This window comes from Sorangium sp. So ce302 (genome assembly GCF_051530145.1).
Classification (GTDB): domain Bacteria; phylum Myxococcota_A; class Polyangia; order Polyangiales; family Polyangiaceae; genus Sorangium; species Sorangium cellulosum_B.
On sequence record NZ_CP150326.1, the window covers coordinates 10,641,813 to 10,656,397 of the forward strand.

11 protein-coding genes are annotated in these 14,585 nt (G+C 67.8%); 5 read left to right on the forward strand and 6 right to left on the reverse strand.

Translation table 11 applies throughout. The features are described 5' to 3' along the window. Positions 1–349: 349 nt before the first annotated feature. Complete coding sequence (locus WME73_RS40270; RefSeq protein WP_437741570.1) at positions 350–1,249, forward strand: fumarylacetoacetate hydrolase family protein; 900 nt, start codon at positions 350–352, stop codon at positions 1,247–1,249. Between the two features lie 37 nt (positions 1,250–1,286). On the opposite strand, the gene WME73_RS40275 is transcribed toward WME73_RS40270, so the two are convergent. After that, a complete protein-coding gene (locus tag WME73_RS40275) occupies positions 1,287–1,769 on the reverse strand; it encodes a hypothetical protein (RefSeq protein WP_437711171.1) in 483 nt (160 codons plus the stop codon). Beyond that, entirely contained in the window at positions 1,766–2,299 is a 534-nt protein-coding gene (locus tag WME73_RS40280; protein ID WP_437741571.1) for a hypothetical protein, read from the reverse strand. Before WME73_RS40280 ends, WME73_RS40275 begins: the two co-directional genes overlap by 4 nt. A gap of 177 nt (positions 2,300–2,476) precedes the next feature. Here WME73_RS40280 and dacB point away from each other — a divergent pair, with 177 nt between their 5' ends. Further along, the gene (dacB, locus tag WME73_RS40285; RefSeq protein ID WP_437913054.1) at positions 2,477–4,051 is read left to right on the forward strand and encodes a D-alanyl-D-alanine carboxypeptidase/D-alanyl-D-alanine endopeptidase; all 1,575 of its coding nucleotides are present in this window, start codon (positions 2,477–2,479) and stop codon (positions 4,049–4,051) included. Positions 4,052–4,214: 163 nt separating this feature from the next. Here dacB and WME73_RS40290 read toward each other — a convergent pair whose 3' ends face one another. The 4 genes from WME73_RS40290 to WME73_RS40305 all read right to left on the reverse strand — a co-directional run bounded on the left by WME73_RS40290 (position 4,215) and on the right by WME73_RS40305 (position 11,709). After that, positions 4,215–5,699 carry a sigma-70 family RNA polymerase sigma factor gene (locus WME73_RS40290; RefSeq protein ID WP_437741573.1) on the reverse strand — a complete coding sequence of 495 codons (1,485 nt, stop codon included), beginning with the start codon at positions 5,697–5,699 and terminating at the stop codon, positions 4,215–4,217. 1,422 nt (positions 5,700–7,121) lie between these two features. Beyond that, the gene (gene rplT / locus WME73_RS40295) at positions 7,122–7,481 is read right to left on the reverse strand and encodes a 50S ribosomal protein L20 (protein WP_012239853.1); all 360 of its coding nucleotides are present in this window, start codon (positions 7,479–7,481) and stop codon (positions 7,122–7,124) included. 26 nt (positions 7,482–7,507) lie between these two features. Further along, a complete protein-coding gene (gene rpmI, locus WME73_RS40300) occupies positions 7,508–7,705 on the reverse strand; it encodes a 50S ribosomal protein L35 (RefSeq protein ID WP_012239854.1) in 198 nt (65 codons plus the stop codon). A gap of 194 nt (positions 7,706–7,899) precedes the next feature. Further along, complete coding sequence (locus WME73_RS40305; protein WP_437913055.1) at positions 7,900–11,709, reverse strand: DUF3857 domain-containing protein; 3,810 nt, start codon at positions 11,707–11,709, stop codon at positions 7,900–7,902. Positions 11,710–12,452: 743 nt separating this feature from the next. On the opposite strand from WME73_RS40305, the gene WME73_RS40310 reads away from it, so the two are divergent. The 3 genes from WME73_RS40310 (at position 12,453) to WME73_RS40320 (ending at position 14,510) form a co-directional block, all read left to right on the forward strand. Then, on the forward strand, positions 12,453–12,935 hold the full coding sequence (locus WME73_RS40310; RefSeq protein ID WP_012239856.1) for a roadblock/LC7 domain-containing protein: 483 nt from the start codon (positions 12,453–12,455) through the stop codon (positions 12,933–12,935). An 11-nt stretch (positions 12,936–12,946) separates the two neighbouring features. After that, on the forward strand, positions 12,947–13,537 hold the full coding sequence (locus tag WME73_RS40315; protein ID WP_012239857.1) for a GTP-binding protein: 591 nt from the start codon (positions 12,947–12,949) through the stop codon (positions 13,535–13,537). 397 nt (positions 13,538–13,934) lie between these two features. Next, positions 13,935–14,510 carry a hypothetical protein gene (locus WME73_RS40320; RefSeq protein WP_437913056.1) on the forward strand — a complete coding sequence of 192 codons (576 nt, stop codon included), beginning with the start codon at positions 13,935–13,937 and terminating at the stop codon, positions 14,508–14,510. Positions 14,511–14,585 lie beyond the last annotated feature (75 nt).

Here is a 14,585-nt window from a genome sequence, read left to right on the forward strand (position 1 = left end):
TACAAGCCGCACGGCCCCGTCAGCAGGACCGAAGCCGGAGGAAACCCCGCGACGGGGAACCCCGCGCCGGCAACAGAACCTGACCTGCCGTACGAGCCCATCTGCAACCGGCAGGGACCCACGGCAAGCCTGCGCGACGTGATGCCGCTCTGAATCCGCCGGCATTCTAGGCCGCTCTCCCAGCGCGTCAATGCAAAGGACAATCCGATGTCCCAAGAAGGGTCGAGTCCCTCGGGATCGGACGCCGACCGCCGGCCGCAGGCGTAGGTGCTGGGGGCTCCGCCGGCCTGAGAGCTTCGGCGGACCGGGATGGTACGCTCCGCCGGCTCCCGGCGGGCCTGGTCACGCCATGAGAATCGCGCACGTGCTCCAGCTCGCGACGTCCACCCCGATCGTAGCGCTCGAACGGGACGGAGCGCTCTACGACGTCGCGGAGCTAGAGCGCCACTTCGGGACGAAGCTCGCGGACATCCGCGGCGTGTCGGACTTTCACACGCGCGTGGTGGCGCTCCGTTGCGCCGGCCTTCACGCGCTGGATGATCGGCTGCTCAGCGGAGATCGTCCCGCGTCGACGCATCTGCACCCAGCCACGATCTTGTGGCTGCCTCCCTGCGCCACCGACCGCGCGGCGTACATCCAGCTCGGCCCCTACGCGCACGGCGCCGAGCGCCCCTGGTATCGGTTCGGCAACAGCCGCGCGCTGCTTGGACATGCTGCCGAGATCCCCTTCCCCCCGCTCGAGGACAGGCCCGACTACGAGCTGAACCTCGCGGTGGTCCTCGGCGAGGATCTGCGGCGCGCCACCCCGGAAGAGGTGGAGCGCGCGATCGCTGGCTACACCGTGCTGAACGACTGGACCGCGCGCAGCCTGGAGGCGCGGTCGCTGGTGCGCGGGCTCCCACCGTCGGAGGCGAAGGACTTTGCAACGCAGCTCGGCCCGGTCCTCGTCACGCCCGACGAGCTCGGCTCGGTCGAGGCGCTGCGGACCCAGGTCCGCGTCGACGCCGAGACGCGTTCCTGTTCGCGCGTTGGCGAGTGGACCTTCTCGCTGGCGGAGTCCGTCGCGTACATCAGCAACCACATCGAGCTGCGCGCGGGCGACGTGATCGGAGCGGGCCGCGTCTTCGGTGGGAGCGCTGATCAGCGCGTACCGTACGGCGCCAGCGTCGAGCTGATGATCGAGCGCATCGGACGGATGACGGGCAAGCCCGTCTGCGGCCCCGCGCTGTTGCCATGGCGCCGCCGGTGAGCGAGCGTCGGCGCATCACCGCGCGGTTCTCGGTAGCTCAGAACGTGCCGACGACGCCGATGCCCATGCCGGTCGCGGTGATCACCGGGGCCGGCCGCACCGTCAGCGCCGCAGGGGTCGAAGGCTGCGCCGAGCGCGCCTCCGTGGTCATGAAGATCCCTTCGCCGACGAGACCCAGACCGGCGAGCTGCGCGAGCCCACCGATGGCGGTGAGAGCCCCGCGAACGTACAGCGTCGCTCCGCAGTCCGGATCGTCCGCGGCGCAGCCGTTCTTGGCGAGCGCGAGCCATGGACCAGCGATCGGGATCTTCAGCTCGCTCGCCCCAGGGACCTCCGGCCATGACGATGCGGCGAGGAACGCCGCGCCGTAGGCGAGCGCCGTCACGGCCACCCCGCCGACGATGACCTTCACGCGTGCCGAGGACGGCGGGTACCGCGGAGGCGCCGCCGGCTCCTCCGCGCCGGCAGAGGCAGCAGCCAACCCCAGCGCGGCGACGACGGCGATCGAGGCGAACTTCATGGCGTCTTCGTTCCGGAAGCTCCGGCGCCCGACTTCTTGGACGGCAGCTTCACGGTGTACGGGACCTCGAGCGGATCACCCTCGAACGGCAGCACGATCTCTCCGACGAAGGCGCGCTTCACGCAGGATTCGGCGGGCGTCCCTGCGAAGGGCGGCCCGACCAACACGTCGGTCACGCGTCCCTTCTGGCCGTCGAACACGACCTTGACCTCTCCCTCGCCCGTCGGCGCGTTGGACACAACCTCGGCGCAGTTCGCCGCCTTGTCCCCTCCGCGTCGCAGGGCGATCTCCATCTGCTTCTTCTGATCGGGGTTGAGCCCGCCTCCGCTGTCCGCCGACGCGCCCGCCTCGGAGCCGGAGCTCCCCGCCTCGGCGCCGGAGCTCCCCGTCTCAGCGGGTGCGGCAACATCAGACGGTGCCTGATCGAAGTTGTAGTCTTCCCCTGCCTGCTTGGGCTTGGCGCCGGAGCATGCTGCAGCCGCGAGGATGATGAGCGGCAAGAGCGCGCGGGTCGAATGCTGCTGGGACACGGTGTCCTCCCTTCGAACAGAGCGTGAAGGAGCGTCTGCGCGCACCCTAGCAAGCTCTCCTTTCCGAGGACAACCCCGAGCGCACACGCGCGCACCGATGAGCGACGCCGGGCTGCGACGACCGGTCGACCGGAGGAGGCGTCCGCGGTGGAGGCGTTGTAGAGGCGGAGACATCTCATGCCTCGACATCCCCGCCGTACAGTCTCCGCGGTCGCGCTCGTGCTCTCGTCGCTCCTCGCCCGCCCCGGCGGCTCCCAGCCGCTCGACAGCGGCGCCGCTCCCGCTGACCGCTCGACCCCCACAGCGAGGCCGACCCAGGGAGCCCCCGTCTCTCCGAGCGCGCCCCCAGCGCCCCTCGCGTCGCACGAACCTCGAAAAATCGACCCTGAGCGCGCTCGAGCGCGGGTCGAGACGCTCGTTACCGACGTGCGCCGCCTGGGGGGACGGGTCGGCGTGCTCGCCCTCGACGTCGCCAGCGGCGCAGCGCTCGCGGCCTTCGATCAGCGCGGCCTGTACAACCCTGCATCCAACGCGAAGCTCTTCACGGCAGCCGCCGCGCTTCGCCTGCTCGGGCCGAGCTACCGCTACCTGACCGGCCTCTATGGGGACGCGTCGAACGGAACCGTCGCCGAGCTCGTGCTCCGGGGTTCGGGCGATCCCTCCCTCAGGACGCGTGATCTCTGGGAGATGGCGCGCTCCTTGAGGGCGTCCGGCGTCCGGAAGGTCGCGGCGATCGCGATCGACCAGGGCTACTTTGACACGCGCTACGTGCCTCCGGCCTTCGAACAGCAGCCGGAGGAGTGGGCGGCCTTCCGCGCCCCGGTCGCGGCAGCCTCGCTGAACGCGAACGCCTTGCTCTTCACGGTGCGCCCGTCGAAGGCGGGGCAGGCTGCCTCCGTCGCGATCGATCCCCCGGGCTTCACGCTGCTCCAGGGCACGGTGACCACCGCGAGGCGCGGCACACCAGAGAAGCTCGGGGTCCGGCTCGAACCGAACGGCGAGCGCCTCGTCGCGCACCTCAGCGGGCACATCCCAGAGGGCGGCCGCGCGGTGAGCCTGGCGAGGCGAGTCGACGATCCCCGCCTGGTCGCAGCGTATGCGCTCAAGGAGATGCTGCTGGAGGTGGGCGTCGACGTCTCCGGCGGGGTGCGGCTCGGCGGTGAGCGCCAGAAGCGGCTCCTCGTGGCCCACCGCTCGGCGCCATTCGGCGAGCTCCTCTCCGCCCTCGGGAAGGACAGCGACAACTTCTACGCGGAGACGATCTTCAAGACGCTCGCCGCAGAGAAGCGCGGGCGCCCCGGCACAGCCGAGGGTGCCGCGGAGGTGGTCGGCGAGACCCTCAGGGAGCTCGATGCGTTCGGACAGGACGTCGTCTTGAGGAACGGCTCGGGCTTGTTCGACGCCGCTCGCGCATCGCCGGAGGCCATCGTCCGGCTGCTGCGCGCCGCGCTTCTCGATCCGGCGCTCGGCGCAGATTTCACCGCGCAGCTCGCGATCGGCGGTGTCGACGGCACCTTGCGCAGCCGCTTCCGTGGGTGGTCGAAGGAGCGCGCCATCCGTGCCAAGACGGGAACGCTCGCCTCGGTCGTCGCCTTGTCTGGCTACATCCTCGCGCCCCCTGGTCGTTCCCCGATCGCCTTCGCCGTGCTCGCCTCCGACGTCCCAGGGAAGATCGACCCCGCGCGAAGGACCATCGACCACTTCGTCGAGTCGCTCGCCGACGAGCTCTGGAAGGACGCACGCACGCCGTGAGAGCGCGGGCTGTCTCGTGTCGGCCCGCTGGGCTGCGGTGAGCTCCGGCTCCCGCTCACCTCGGCGCGCCCCCACGCAGGTGCGTGTTCGGGCGGCTCACGCAAAGCGGCCGCGCAGCATGACGCCGCGCGGCCGCTTCACCGACTCGTGCTGAGCTCGTCGCTCAGTAGTCGCGCATCTGCTTGCGGATCTTCCCGAGCGCCTGCTCCTGGAGCTGACGGATGCGCTCGCGCGACAGGTTGTACTTGTCGCCGATCTCCTTGAGCGTGAGCTCGTCCTCGTCGTCGAGGCCGAAGCGCCAGCGGATGATCCGCGACTCGATCGGCGTGAGCGTGGTGAGGAGACGCCGGACCTCGTCGCTCCACTTCCTGTTGGCCAGGTGATCGAACGGCGACAGCGCGTTCTCCTCCTGGAGGAAGTCGATGAACTTGCGTCCATCCTCGTCACCGACCGGACGATCGAGCGAGAAAGGCGTCTCCGCGTAGAAGTCCTTCACCTTGTCGAGCTTCTCGCGCGGAACCCCCGTCTCCTTCTCGAGCTCCTCGATGGTCGGCTCATGCCCCGTGCGCGCGATGATCGCCTGCGTCGCCCGCGCCACGCGGTTGTACGTATCGAGCATGTGGACCGGGATGCGGACCGCGCGGCCCTTGTCGGCCAAGGCGCGGCTGATCGCATGCCTGATCCACCACGATGCATACGTCGAGAAGCGGTAGCCACGGCTGTGGTCGAAGCGCTCCACCGCCTTCATCAGGCCGATGTTGCCTTCCTGGATCAGATCGATGAGCGGCAGGCGCCCGCGGTTGTAGCGCCGCGCGATCGACACGACGAGCCGCAGGTTGGCCTTCACGAAGCGGTTCTTCGCGTCGTGCTGCGCCTGGAAGGATCGCTCGACCCGATCGAGGTAACGGCGGTAGGAGCCAGACATCGGGAGCCTCGGCCGCGTGGGGCGGGTCTCCTCGGGATCGCTCACGTCGTCCTCGAAGTCGGGCTCGCGCACGAGATCGCGCGCGATGCTGAAGGCACGCGCCATCCAGAGGCGATCCGAGTCAGGCAGACGGACAGCCGCAGCGAGCTCCTCGGAGAGCTGGGTCCACGGCTTCTCCTGCTCGGCGAGCAGCTTTCCCTTCTGCTTCTTCGCCAGGCGAACGAGCTTCTGCATCTCCGCGATCTGAGGAGCCTTCACCTCGTCCTCACCCGCCTTGGCGACATCCTCCTCGAGCGCGGTGAGGATGTACTCGGCCGCAGGCAGGTAGGAGAGAAGAGCCACCCAGTGCTCCACCTCCGTGCGCTCGACCGCCCGCGCGGTGTCGAGCTCCTCGTCCGGCCCCATGACGGGGTGGAGCGCCATGTCGCGGAAATAGCGGGCGAGCATCGAGTCACCGCCCCCGTCCTCGACATCCTTCAGCTCCCGATCCTGGTTCCTCGCGCGCTCGGGCTGAGGCAGCCGATCGAGCGGTCCAAGGTCCAGATCGATGAAGTCAGCCGCCCGTTCCTCATCGAGGATCTCGGCCGGGCGGGGTCGCACAGCCGTCTCCTCCGTCTGGTCGTCTTCCAGAAGGCCGAGCGCTGCGATTTCCGGCGTGGCCGTCCCACCCTGAGCGAGCGGGTCGCCCTTCACTACAGTGGCGTTGCTCTTGGTCGACCTCATGGCGGCTCCCTCCACGGTGGTAGCTCCTTGAAAGTGCGAGCGCGGCGACTGGTTGTCCCCGAAATCTTCGACCTCGGAGACCTCCAACTCGGTGGTCTGCGATGCCCCCCGCCGGGGAGCCGATGCGGTCTCGGCCCCCTGCGAGCTCTTGGATGCCGCGAGCCGCGCAGAGGCACCTACAACAGAGGACTTGGCGTTTCTCCGCGCAGTTTCTGGACGGCGGGCGGTCGACGTGCTCATCTTGGTCTTTGTGTCGGCGTTCACTTCTAAACGGCTGACCTTGCGAGATTGAAATGTCTCGCCACCTTTTGACGGCAGGCGAGACGATTTCGTGCCAAACAGAGGGGAGGAGCTGACCGAAGGAGCCCCTGTTGAAACTGGCAACCGCTGGTGCTTTCTTTTGATTCCGGTCGAACTCTTCTCACCTGAGGCAGGTCTGCTCTTGCAGAATGATGCTCCTGCGCCAGTCCCCGGTAGCAGCCCAGCTCCAGAAGCAAAAACAGTGCCTTTTTTAGCGTGCGTTCCCGCTTCTCCTGTTTGAGAGCTCGGCCTGGGTGCGCTATGTAGAGCGGAAGGCGCTGTCCATGTCCTGTCGAGCGAGACATTTCGCTGCGACCGAGCCGAACTGCATGGCTGGGTACGCTTTCGGGGACGCAACAACATCGGCAACCTGTTCTCCTTGGGGACACCTCGAGCTCGCCAGCGTTCCGCGGTTCGGTGGGTCCGCCCTCGCAAGCACAGGCAGGGGAACTTCGCTGTCTTTTCCAGCGTGTAGGAACCCGCACCTAGCCGCTGAGGCCGTTCTCTCAGTGAGCTTCGATGTTTCCTGAACCTGGGCCTCCCGATGGCAATGTCGAGCCCTCACCCGACGGACGAAGGCGGAGAAGGTTATTTTTCGCGACAGACCGCCTGGAAAGTTAGAAATTCCGGCAAATTGTTTAGCCTCAGCGGAATTTATCGCTAAGTCTGTCCCCTGGGAGGGGACCGGGATCACGCCTTAGGTCGGTCAGGCCTCGGCTGGGGACGCAGAGCCCCTGAGAGACAACGAACGGTCGGCCAGTCGCCAGCGGACTGGGCTGGGTCGGAGTTTACCCTGATCGCACGATCATAGGGTGCCATCGGTGGTGCATAGCAGGTGCGCACGGAATGCACGCTGCGCATTTGCTCGGTGCCTAATTGCCTCACACTGATGATGCTGATCAGCGTCAGCGACGGCAGCCGCACGTCCCCGCCTGAGGGATGCACCCGAACTCTACGTCTGCGATGCAACCCAAGGGAGCGCTCGCAACGGAGGCGAGTCAAATATACGAAATATTAGGATAATCGGGCACTGACAAGGAACGGGAGGCGGCCTTGGCCAATTTCGACCGTTCCGCATCGGGGTGGTCGAACGGCGGGCTCAAGACCACCCCCGCGGAGCCGTCACTTCGCCGCTGCGGGCGAAGCGAGCTTCGCCACGGCGCCGAACGACGCAGGATCGTGGATCGCGATCTCCGAGAGGATCTTCCGATCGAGGGCGATGCCTGCCTTCTTGAGCCCGCTGACGAGGCGGGAGTAAGTCGTGCCGTTGAGGCGCGCGGCAGCGTTGATCCTGGTGATCCAGAGGCGACGGAAATCCCGCTTCTTGAGCTTGCGGCTGATGTAGCCGTACTCCCAGGCGTGGCGGAGCACCTCAACCGCCTGGCGGAAGCGGTTCTTTCGGCCGAGGAAGTAGCCCTCGGTCTGGTTGAGGACACGGTTGCGACGGCGACGGGCCTTGAAGCCTCTCTTTACACGCGGCATCGGTAATTTACCTCACTGCTCCAGGGTCAGCCGTAGGGAAGAAGCAACTTGACGCGCTTCTCCATCGCCGAATCGACCATGTCGTTCTTGCGGAGACGACGCAGACGCTTCTTGCTCTTCTCCTGCATGCAGTGGTTGAGCCCGCCCTTGCTGCGGCGAATGCGGCCGGAGCCGGTCACCTTGAAGCGCTTGGCCGCGGCGCGGTTGGTCTTCATCTTCGGCATGATGCCCTCGATCCGAATGCCTATCGCTCCCGGCGGCCACCGCTCCGAACCACCGGAGAGGCTGTTCTGCGCCGCAGGGATGCGTAGAGGGGGCGCTTTATGGCGATCCGGCGTGGGGTTGTCAAGTGCCCAGGCAGCGGCTAGGGGCCGGTCGGCGCGCCGACGGGCCGGGGGTCAGGGCGTCGCTCAGTCGCTCACTTTCCGAACACCACCCGCTGACCGAAGACGCGGTCCGCCGTCTCGCAGAACGTTCGGAAGGCCATGTACTCGGACGGCTTGATCCGGGACTTCGTAAGGGAGATCTGACTGCGGACGACGATCTTCCCCGCGGACTGCTCGACCGAGAGCGAGAACTTGCCGAAGGGGGTGTCCACGTCCTGGGGCAGAGGCGCCCTGGTGACACGCCACCCGGCAGGGATCCGGATGGTCCATTCGTCCCGGCGCGTGGTGAGCGCGGGGATGATCACGTCGCGGGTGCGCGCCGAGAGGGAGGCGAACTCGGTGGCGAGACGCTGCGTGGGGACAGCCGGGACCGACAGGCTGTCGCCCTCCCTTCGAGCGAGCGCGACGGCTCTTCCTCGAGCCCGCAGCTTCGCCGGCTGCTCGATGTCCTCGAGATCGTTCACCTCGACCCCGGCCTTCCCGGGGGCCAGCTCGACCGCGCCGAAATCCGTGGCGAGGTCACGAGCTGCTCGGTCGCGGCGCGTCCCCTCCGCCATGTAGCGGGTCCGCCACTCCGGCGCGGACGCACCGGCCACCTGGATGTCGACCCCGAGCTGAGCTGATCCGTCAGCGCTGACCGCGATGTCGACGTTCCGGTGCACGACCGAGGCCTCGGGAGCAGGCTCCGGGAGGCGAACGAGCTTCGGCTTGCCCTCGTTGATCTGAAGCGCCATCGCTCCGCGATCCATGATCGGAAGCTCGGTCGAGCCCGAGTGCTCCGCCGTTCCGTCGAGGTAAAGATCGAGCGACGGCACGTACGCGATCGCGTGGTCGAACGGTGCAAGGCTCGCGGGCTCCGGCCCGATGTCGCCTCGCATGCGGGTGCGCACGAGCACGATCGTCGCTGGGATGCCGATCTCGCGGAGCATCGTGACGATCAGCGTCGCCTTGTCCTTGCAGTCGCCCCAGCCACGAGCGAGCGTCTGCGCACACCTCCTCGGGCGAATCCCCTCGATGCCGAACTCGAGCGCCACGTAGCGCGTCTCGGTCGCGTACTTGTAAATCGCGCGGACCTTGCTCCGATCGTCGGCAAGGTTCTTCGTGATCTCGCGCACCCGCTTCCGCACCTCATCATCCACATCGAACTGCTCACGCGCGAGGCCCCAGTACCAGGAGCCGACCTCGTCCCAGGTCTTGAAGGTCGAGACGTGGACGTGCGCGAGGATCTCGGACCACGCGGGCATCGCCGGCTCGGGCGCCACCGGCGGCACCGAGGCGGCAGAGAAGCGGAAGATGCGCCGCCCGGCGTCCTCCTTGGTCTCGCGCACGAGGCCAGGGAGGTCGGACGCGAAGAGGTGGAACTGCCTCGTCTTCGGGGTGATCAGCACATACTCGCTGCTGGCGATCGGCTCATCCCCCTGGAGGAACTCGATCTCGCCGAAGTGATCGGCGATCTCGTTGCGAGGGCTGACGTCATCGACGCGGTAGCGCAGCTCGACGACGTCGCCGGCGTTGAGCCGCGGGAAGCTGACGTAGAACGTGCGCGCCGATGTGTACATCGCGAGCGCCGGGTTGTTCGCCCCCGATTCCCCGCTCTCGATCGCCCCGTCGACCTTGCCGTCTGCTCGGTAGACCTTCGCGGCACGGAGGCTGACGGTCTGGCGATCGGCCTGGTACTCGAACGCGTACTGCCGGGCGCTCGCCGCAGCCTCGTCCGTCAGCGGCTGGAAGACGACCTGCCGGAATCGGCTCGCCAGGCCGTTCGGGAAGACGGTGGTGACCGTCAGGTTGCGCAGCGTGCGCTTGGGATACTGCCGGTCAGCGTTGCGCCGCATCGGGAGGAAGCGGTCGGGCGCCCAGGCGTAGGCCTCATCAGCGCGCGGCTTCGGCGGCTCGATGTGCTCGATGTACTCGCGCACATCCTTCGCCTGAGGGCTGATCGCCAGGATCTGCTGCAGCATCTCCAGCTGCGATTCTCGGTTTCCCTCCTCGCCGTAGAGGTCCGAGAGAGCGCGCAGCGTTCCGATGTCTTCGGGCGCCATGGCGAGCGCGCGCTGATGGGCCGCGAGGGCGCGATCGCCCTGGCCGAGCGCGCGGTACGTGCGCGCCGCGACCGTGCGAGCCCAGACGGAGTCAGGCTCGCTGCGGAGGAAGCGCTCGATCCAGCGCTCCGCGCCGGCAGGGTCGCGGCGCGCCACCGCGAGCTCGACCTGCTGGTGAAGGAAGCTCGAGTCGTCGAACCGCAGCGCGGCGTAGCGCGCCTCCATCTCGGCGGCCTCCGTGTCGCGCCCGAGCGCGCGCAGCTGCGCCGCCGAGGCGCGGAGGAGCGAGACGCTGCTCGGCTGGCGCGCGAGCGCCCGCTCCAGCGTGGCGAGCGCGGTGCGCTTCAGCCCAGCCTCCACGTAGAGGTCCATGAGCCCGAGGACGGCCGCGACATGATCGGGATCGGAGGCCAGGATGCGCTCGTAGATCGGAGCCGCCTCCCGCCAGTTCGGGCTCGTCTGCGCGAGCCGAGCCTGCGAGAGCAGGACGTCGATGTCCTCACGACCGCCCGCGAGCGCGGCGGCGCGCTCGATCCACGCGCGCTGCTGGTTCCTGTCCTCGGAGAGCTGACCCGCGAGCAGGTAGCGACGCACGCTCGGCTCGGCCTCGGCGGAGCGCCGAGCGAGATCGCGCGCTCTGTGCTCCCCCTCGGCGTCGCCGCCGGTGAGCATGAGGTACCGCGCGAACGCCTCCAACACGGCGGGCGAAGGTCGAGCGGCGCCCGCGGCTCGCTCGAACGCTTGCATCGGCCCCTCGATGGCAGCCGCGCGCGCGGCGAGCTTCGCGCCGGAGGTTGACCCTTCGGCCTGCGCCCGCGCCCCGCCCGCGCGCCTCGCGTCAGCCGCTTCCCCCTGAGGCGCCGTGACCTGGGTTCCGATGTCCGAGGTCACATCCAGATCAAGATCCGGCGCCCCCTTCTCGTTGCCGATGCGCAGCGCGAACTTGGGCGCCGACGCACCTCCGCAGACCTTGATCGTCAAGCGGTTGTAGCCGGGCCGCAGCGTCACCGGCGCGGCGAACCGATCGATGTCGAGCTCGCGGTACCCCGGATCGGCCAGGACCTTCGCGCCGTTCCAGAACAGCTTGAACGCCCCGTCTGCCCCGACCCAGATCGAGATCGGCCGAGGAGCGCGCGTCCCAGCCTTCGCGCGGACGAACGTCGTCGCGTAGCCGCAGACGCTCTCCACCGGACGGATGAAATCGCCGAAATCAAACCACCCGTACTGCGGCGCCTCGGGGGGCACGCGCCAGCGGACCGCGCGCGCCTTGCCGTCGTACGTCCTGCCCGCAGCCACCGGCTGCTCGAGATCTTCCTCGGGCCCGAACGCCCGCTCGAAGCCCCCCTTGTTCTCGTTGTCGAACGGTCCGATCGTCGCCCAGCGGCCGATGAACCCGAGCTTCTGGATCCTCGCGACCGCTCCGTCGAGATCACCTCGACGCCTGCGCGCGTACGCCGAGAGGAGCTCCGCATAGACCTGGGTGGGCGCGCTGGTCGCGCCGGCCTCAGCGATCGACGCGATCGCCTCCTCGACCTGGGTCGGATCCGCGCGGTCCCACGTGCGCCAGAGCTCACGTAACGCGCCGTAGACCTCGGGGCCCCTCGCCGCGCGGACAGCCACGTGCGCGGAGAGCACCTCAGGGTGAACCGCGCCGAGCTCCGCGCGCGCGTCGGCGCCGAGCGACATGGCGCACGCCAAGGCCGCCGTCCCCACGGTGAGCGCGCAGAAGGAGCGCCCCCTCGTCGTCCCCGGGTTGAGCTCGATCTCACGGGGCTCGGCCCGGCTGAGCACGTCACGCATCCGAGGCGCTATCCCGTGGCCGAAGCCATCGGTCAAGCACAAGCCATGGCTGCAGAGGCGTCGCACCGGCCGAGGTCAAGGGGGTGCTGCCCACGAGCCGGCGGAACGCACGCCGGCAGGAGGTCGTCCCCCAAGGCCGCGTTCATCGGGCCGCTTCATGAGCTCGCCGCGCCGCGCGCGCCGATCCCGCGAATTTCGTCGATCTTCTGCGGGTACAGAGCGATCACACGCAGCGCGCCCCACACCAGCGCCCTCGGAGGAGGACGCAGCGCCGTCCGACCGCATTCAACGAAGGAAACAATAACAATTCTCGATATTTATCATGCAGGCCTTCTGGGCGGACGGGCGCCTGGAAAAGGTCCGGAACCAAGCCTCCCCTAGGGGCAGGGGGAGCGAGCTCCGTCGGGGCCCGACAAGGCTCGGCGAGGTTCGGCCGTGCGATCCTCCAACTTCCAGAAAGGGCCGCCTTGCTCCGCCGCACCTGCTTCGGATAGAAACGTCCCAAGATGTACGGGTGCACGGTCGATGAGCAGCCGCACTGCGCGCTGCGAACCAGCCATGCAAGTCCCAAGGCAGTGAGCGTCACGCCGCGAACGTGGTACCGGTGGTAAGGCAAGCCCGCGCAGCGGGAAGCCAGTTGGATGACGATGGTCGGGGACCGCACGTGCGGCGCCCGGTGATGACAAGGGCGACAGAGCCCGCAATGCCCAGGGCCCCATCGCGAGAGCGCTGGCGGAGGAACGATGGTCAACCCTCAGATGGTGATGTACGAGGAGGAATTCAATCAGATCCAGAGCGTGGTGGATCGCCTCGTCAAGGACGCCAATGCGAAGGTCGTCTTCATCGTTGACAAAAACGGGCAACTGATCGCCGCGAGCGGAGACGTCGACAACCTCGACACCACGTCGCTCGCCTCGCTGACGGCGGGGAACATCGCCGCCACGGGCGGGATGGCGAAGCTCCTCAAGGAGAACGAGTTCGCCACTCAGTTCCACGAGGGTGAAAAGGCGAACATCCACATCCAGCTGGTCGGGAACCGCGTCATCCTCGTGGTGATCTTCGACTCAAAGTCGAGCCTCGGGTTGGTGAGGCTCCGGGTGCGAAAGGCGAGCGAGGAGCTCAACCACATCTTCGAAGCGCTGCTCAAGAAGGTGCAGGAGCCGGGCGCCGACTCGCCGTTCGCCGAGATCACCGACGAGGACATCGACAACCTCTTCAACGACTAGGAGCGCGGTCGATGAGCTTCATCAATTACATGGCGCGCGAGATCAACTGCAAGATCGTCTATTACGGCCCGGGTCTCTGCGGCAAGACGACGAACCTGCAGTACATCTATGAGCGCACCAACCCGGACGCGAAGGGGAAGATGATCTCCCTCGCCACGGAGACCGACCGGACACTCTTCTTCGACTTCCTCCCGCTCGCGCTGGGCGAGATCCGCGGCTTCAAGACGCGGTTCCACCTGTACACGGTGCCGGGGCAGGTCTTCTACGACGCGAGCCGCAAGCTCATCCTGAAAGGCGTCGACGGCGTGGTCTTCGTGGCAGACTCGCAGCTCGGCCGCATCGAGGCGAACCAGGAGTCGGTGGAGAACCTCCGCACGAACCTGGCAGAGCAGGGCTACTCGCTGGACAAGATCCCGTACGTCATCCAGTACAACAAGCGAGACCTGCCGGAGATCGGCACCGTCGAGGAGCTCCGCTCGCTGCTGAACCCGACGAACGTCCCCGATTTCGAGGGGGTCGCGCGGACCGGCGTCGGGGTGTTCGACACGCTCAAGGCGGTCGCCAAGCTGGTGCTGACCGAGCTGAAGAAGGGCGGCCCCTAGGTTCCAAGGGCCGGCCCCAGAGATTGGATCGAAGAACGCGCAGCGAGCGAGCCCGTGGACTCGCTCGCGCTCGGTGCAACGATCAGGTGCGCTGATAGATGCGGTTGCGCCGGTTGCGGTTCTTCGCCTTCAGCTTGGACCGGTGGCGCTTCGACTTGGAGCGCGTGGTCTTCCGAGGACCTTTCGACAGCATGAGGAACATGAACAGGCTCCGTTGAGGCGCCCGGCGCGGAGGCGTCGTGCCGCCGCCGCCGGTGCGAAGGGGCGGCAACGTACGGCATCACAGGCCAAAGTTCAACCGGAGAGCACCTCGACCGGGCGACCGGCAGGTTCCCGCGGCGGATAGGACAGGCCCTGGCACCAGGGCCGAGCTTTTCTGCTATCGGTGTTCCACGACGTGCGGTTCAGGACCCTCCTCTGCCTAGCCGCCGCCTCGGTGACCGCATGCGGCGCGAGCATCAACGCGGTCTACGAGGGGGACGTACGCTTCGAACACTGCATGGCGCTTGACTCGCTGGCCGACGTCAAGCCGACCCTGCGGCGCGCGTGCTGGGACGAGTGGCTTCAGTTCTGTACGTTCGGCCAGACGCGCGACCGTGTGGAGTACGCCACGCTGCGGGCCAGGCAGCTCAGCCATGCCAGTGATTTTGACGAAGGCGAGTGGACTCCGCCGAGCAGCCGAGCCCCTGCCGTGCCTGAGCCGACCAGCGCGCTCGCTCCGCCGCCCAGGCTCCTGACCGCCGACGTGGCCGCGCCGGCGGCAACGGAAGAGGCCCATGCAGACCCAGACGCGAACGACGGCGGCGCTGCGGCCTCGGCGTCGAACACCGCGGAGGAGGTTGCGCCGCCGGGAGCGAAGTGCAGCGCGTCGTGCCAGACGGACTGGAAGGAATGCCAGGACGACTGCAAATCCGCCGCCTGCGAAAAAGGATGCTCCGGCAAGTACACGCGGTGCATGCGTCGCTGCTTCTGATCGACGTCGTCTGCTCTCCGCGCAGATGCCTCACCTTGTCACACCAAGATGGCCTGGAATCTTGACCCGCGATCG

Coding starts and splice junctions, on each gene's coding strand:
- WME73_RS40270 (WP_437741570.1), top strand. CDS start 350: ATGAGAATCGCGCACGTGCTCCAGCTCGCGACGTCCACCCCGATCGTA.
- WME73_RS40275 (WP_437711171.1), bottom strand. CDS start 1,769: ATGAAGTTCGCCTCGATCGCCGTCGTCGCCGCGCTGGGGTTGGCTGCT.
- dacB (WP_437913054.1), top strand. CDS start 2,477: ATGCCTCGACATCCCCGCCGTACAGTCTCCGCGGTCGCGCTCGTGCTC.
- WME73_RS40290 (WP_437741573.1), bottom strand. CDS start 5,699: ATGAGGTCGACCAAGAGCAACGCCACTGTAGTGAAGGGCGACCCGCTC.
- rplT (WP_012239853.1), bottom strand. CDS start 7,481: ATGCCGCGTGTAAAGAGAGGCTTCAAGGCCCGTCGCCGTCGCAACCGT.
- rpmI (WP_012239854.1), bottom strand. CDS start 7,705: ATGCCGAAGATGAAGACCAACCGCGCCGCGGCCAAGCGCTTCAAGGTG.
- WME73_RS40305 (WP_437913055.1), bottom strand. CDS start 11,709: ATGCGTGACGTGCTCAGCCGGGCCGAGCCCCGTGAGATCGAGCTCAAC.
- WME73_RS40310 (WP_012239856.1), top strand. CDS start 12,453: ATGGTCAACCCTCAGATGGTGATGTACGAGGAGGAATTCAATCAGATC.
- WME73_RS40315 (WP_012239857.1), top strand. CDS start 12,947: ATGAGCTTCATCAATTACATGGCGCGCGAGATCAACTGCAAGATCGTC.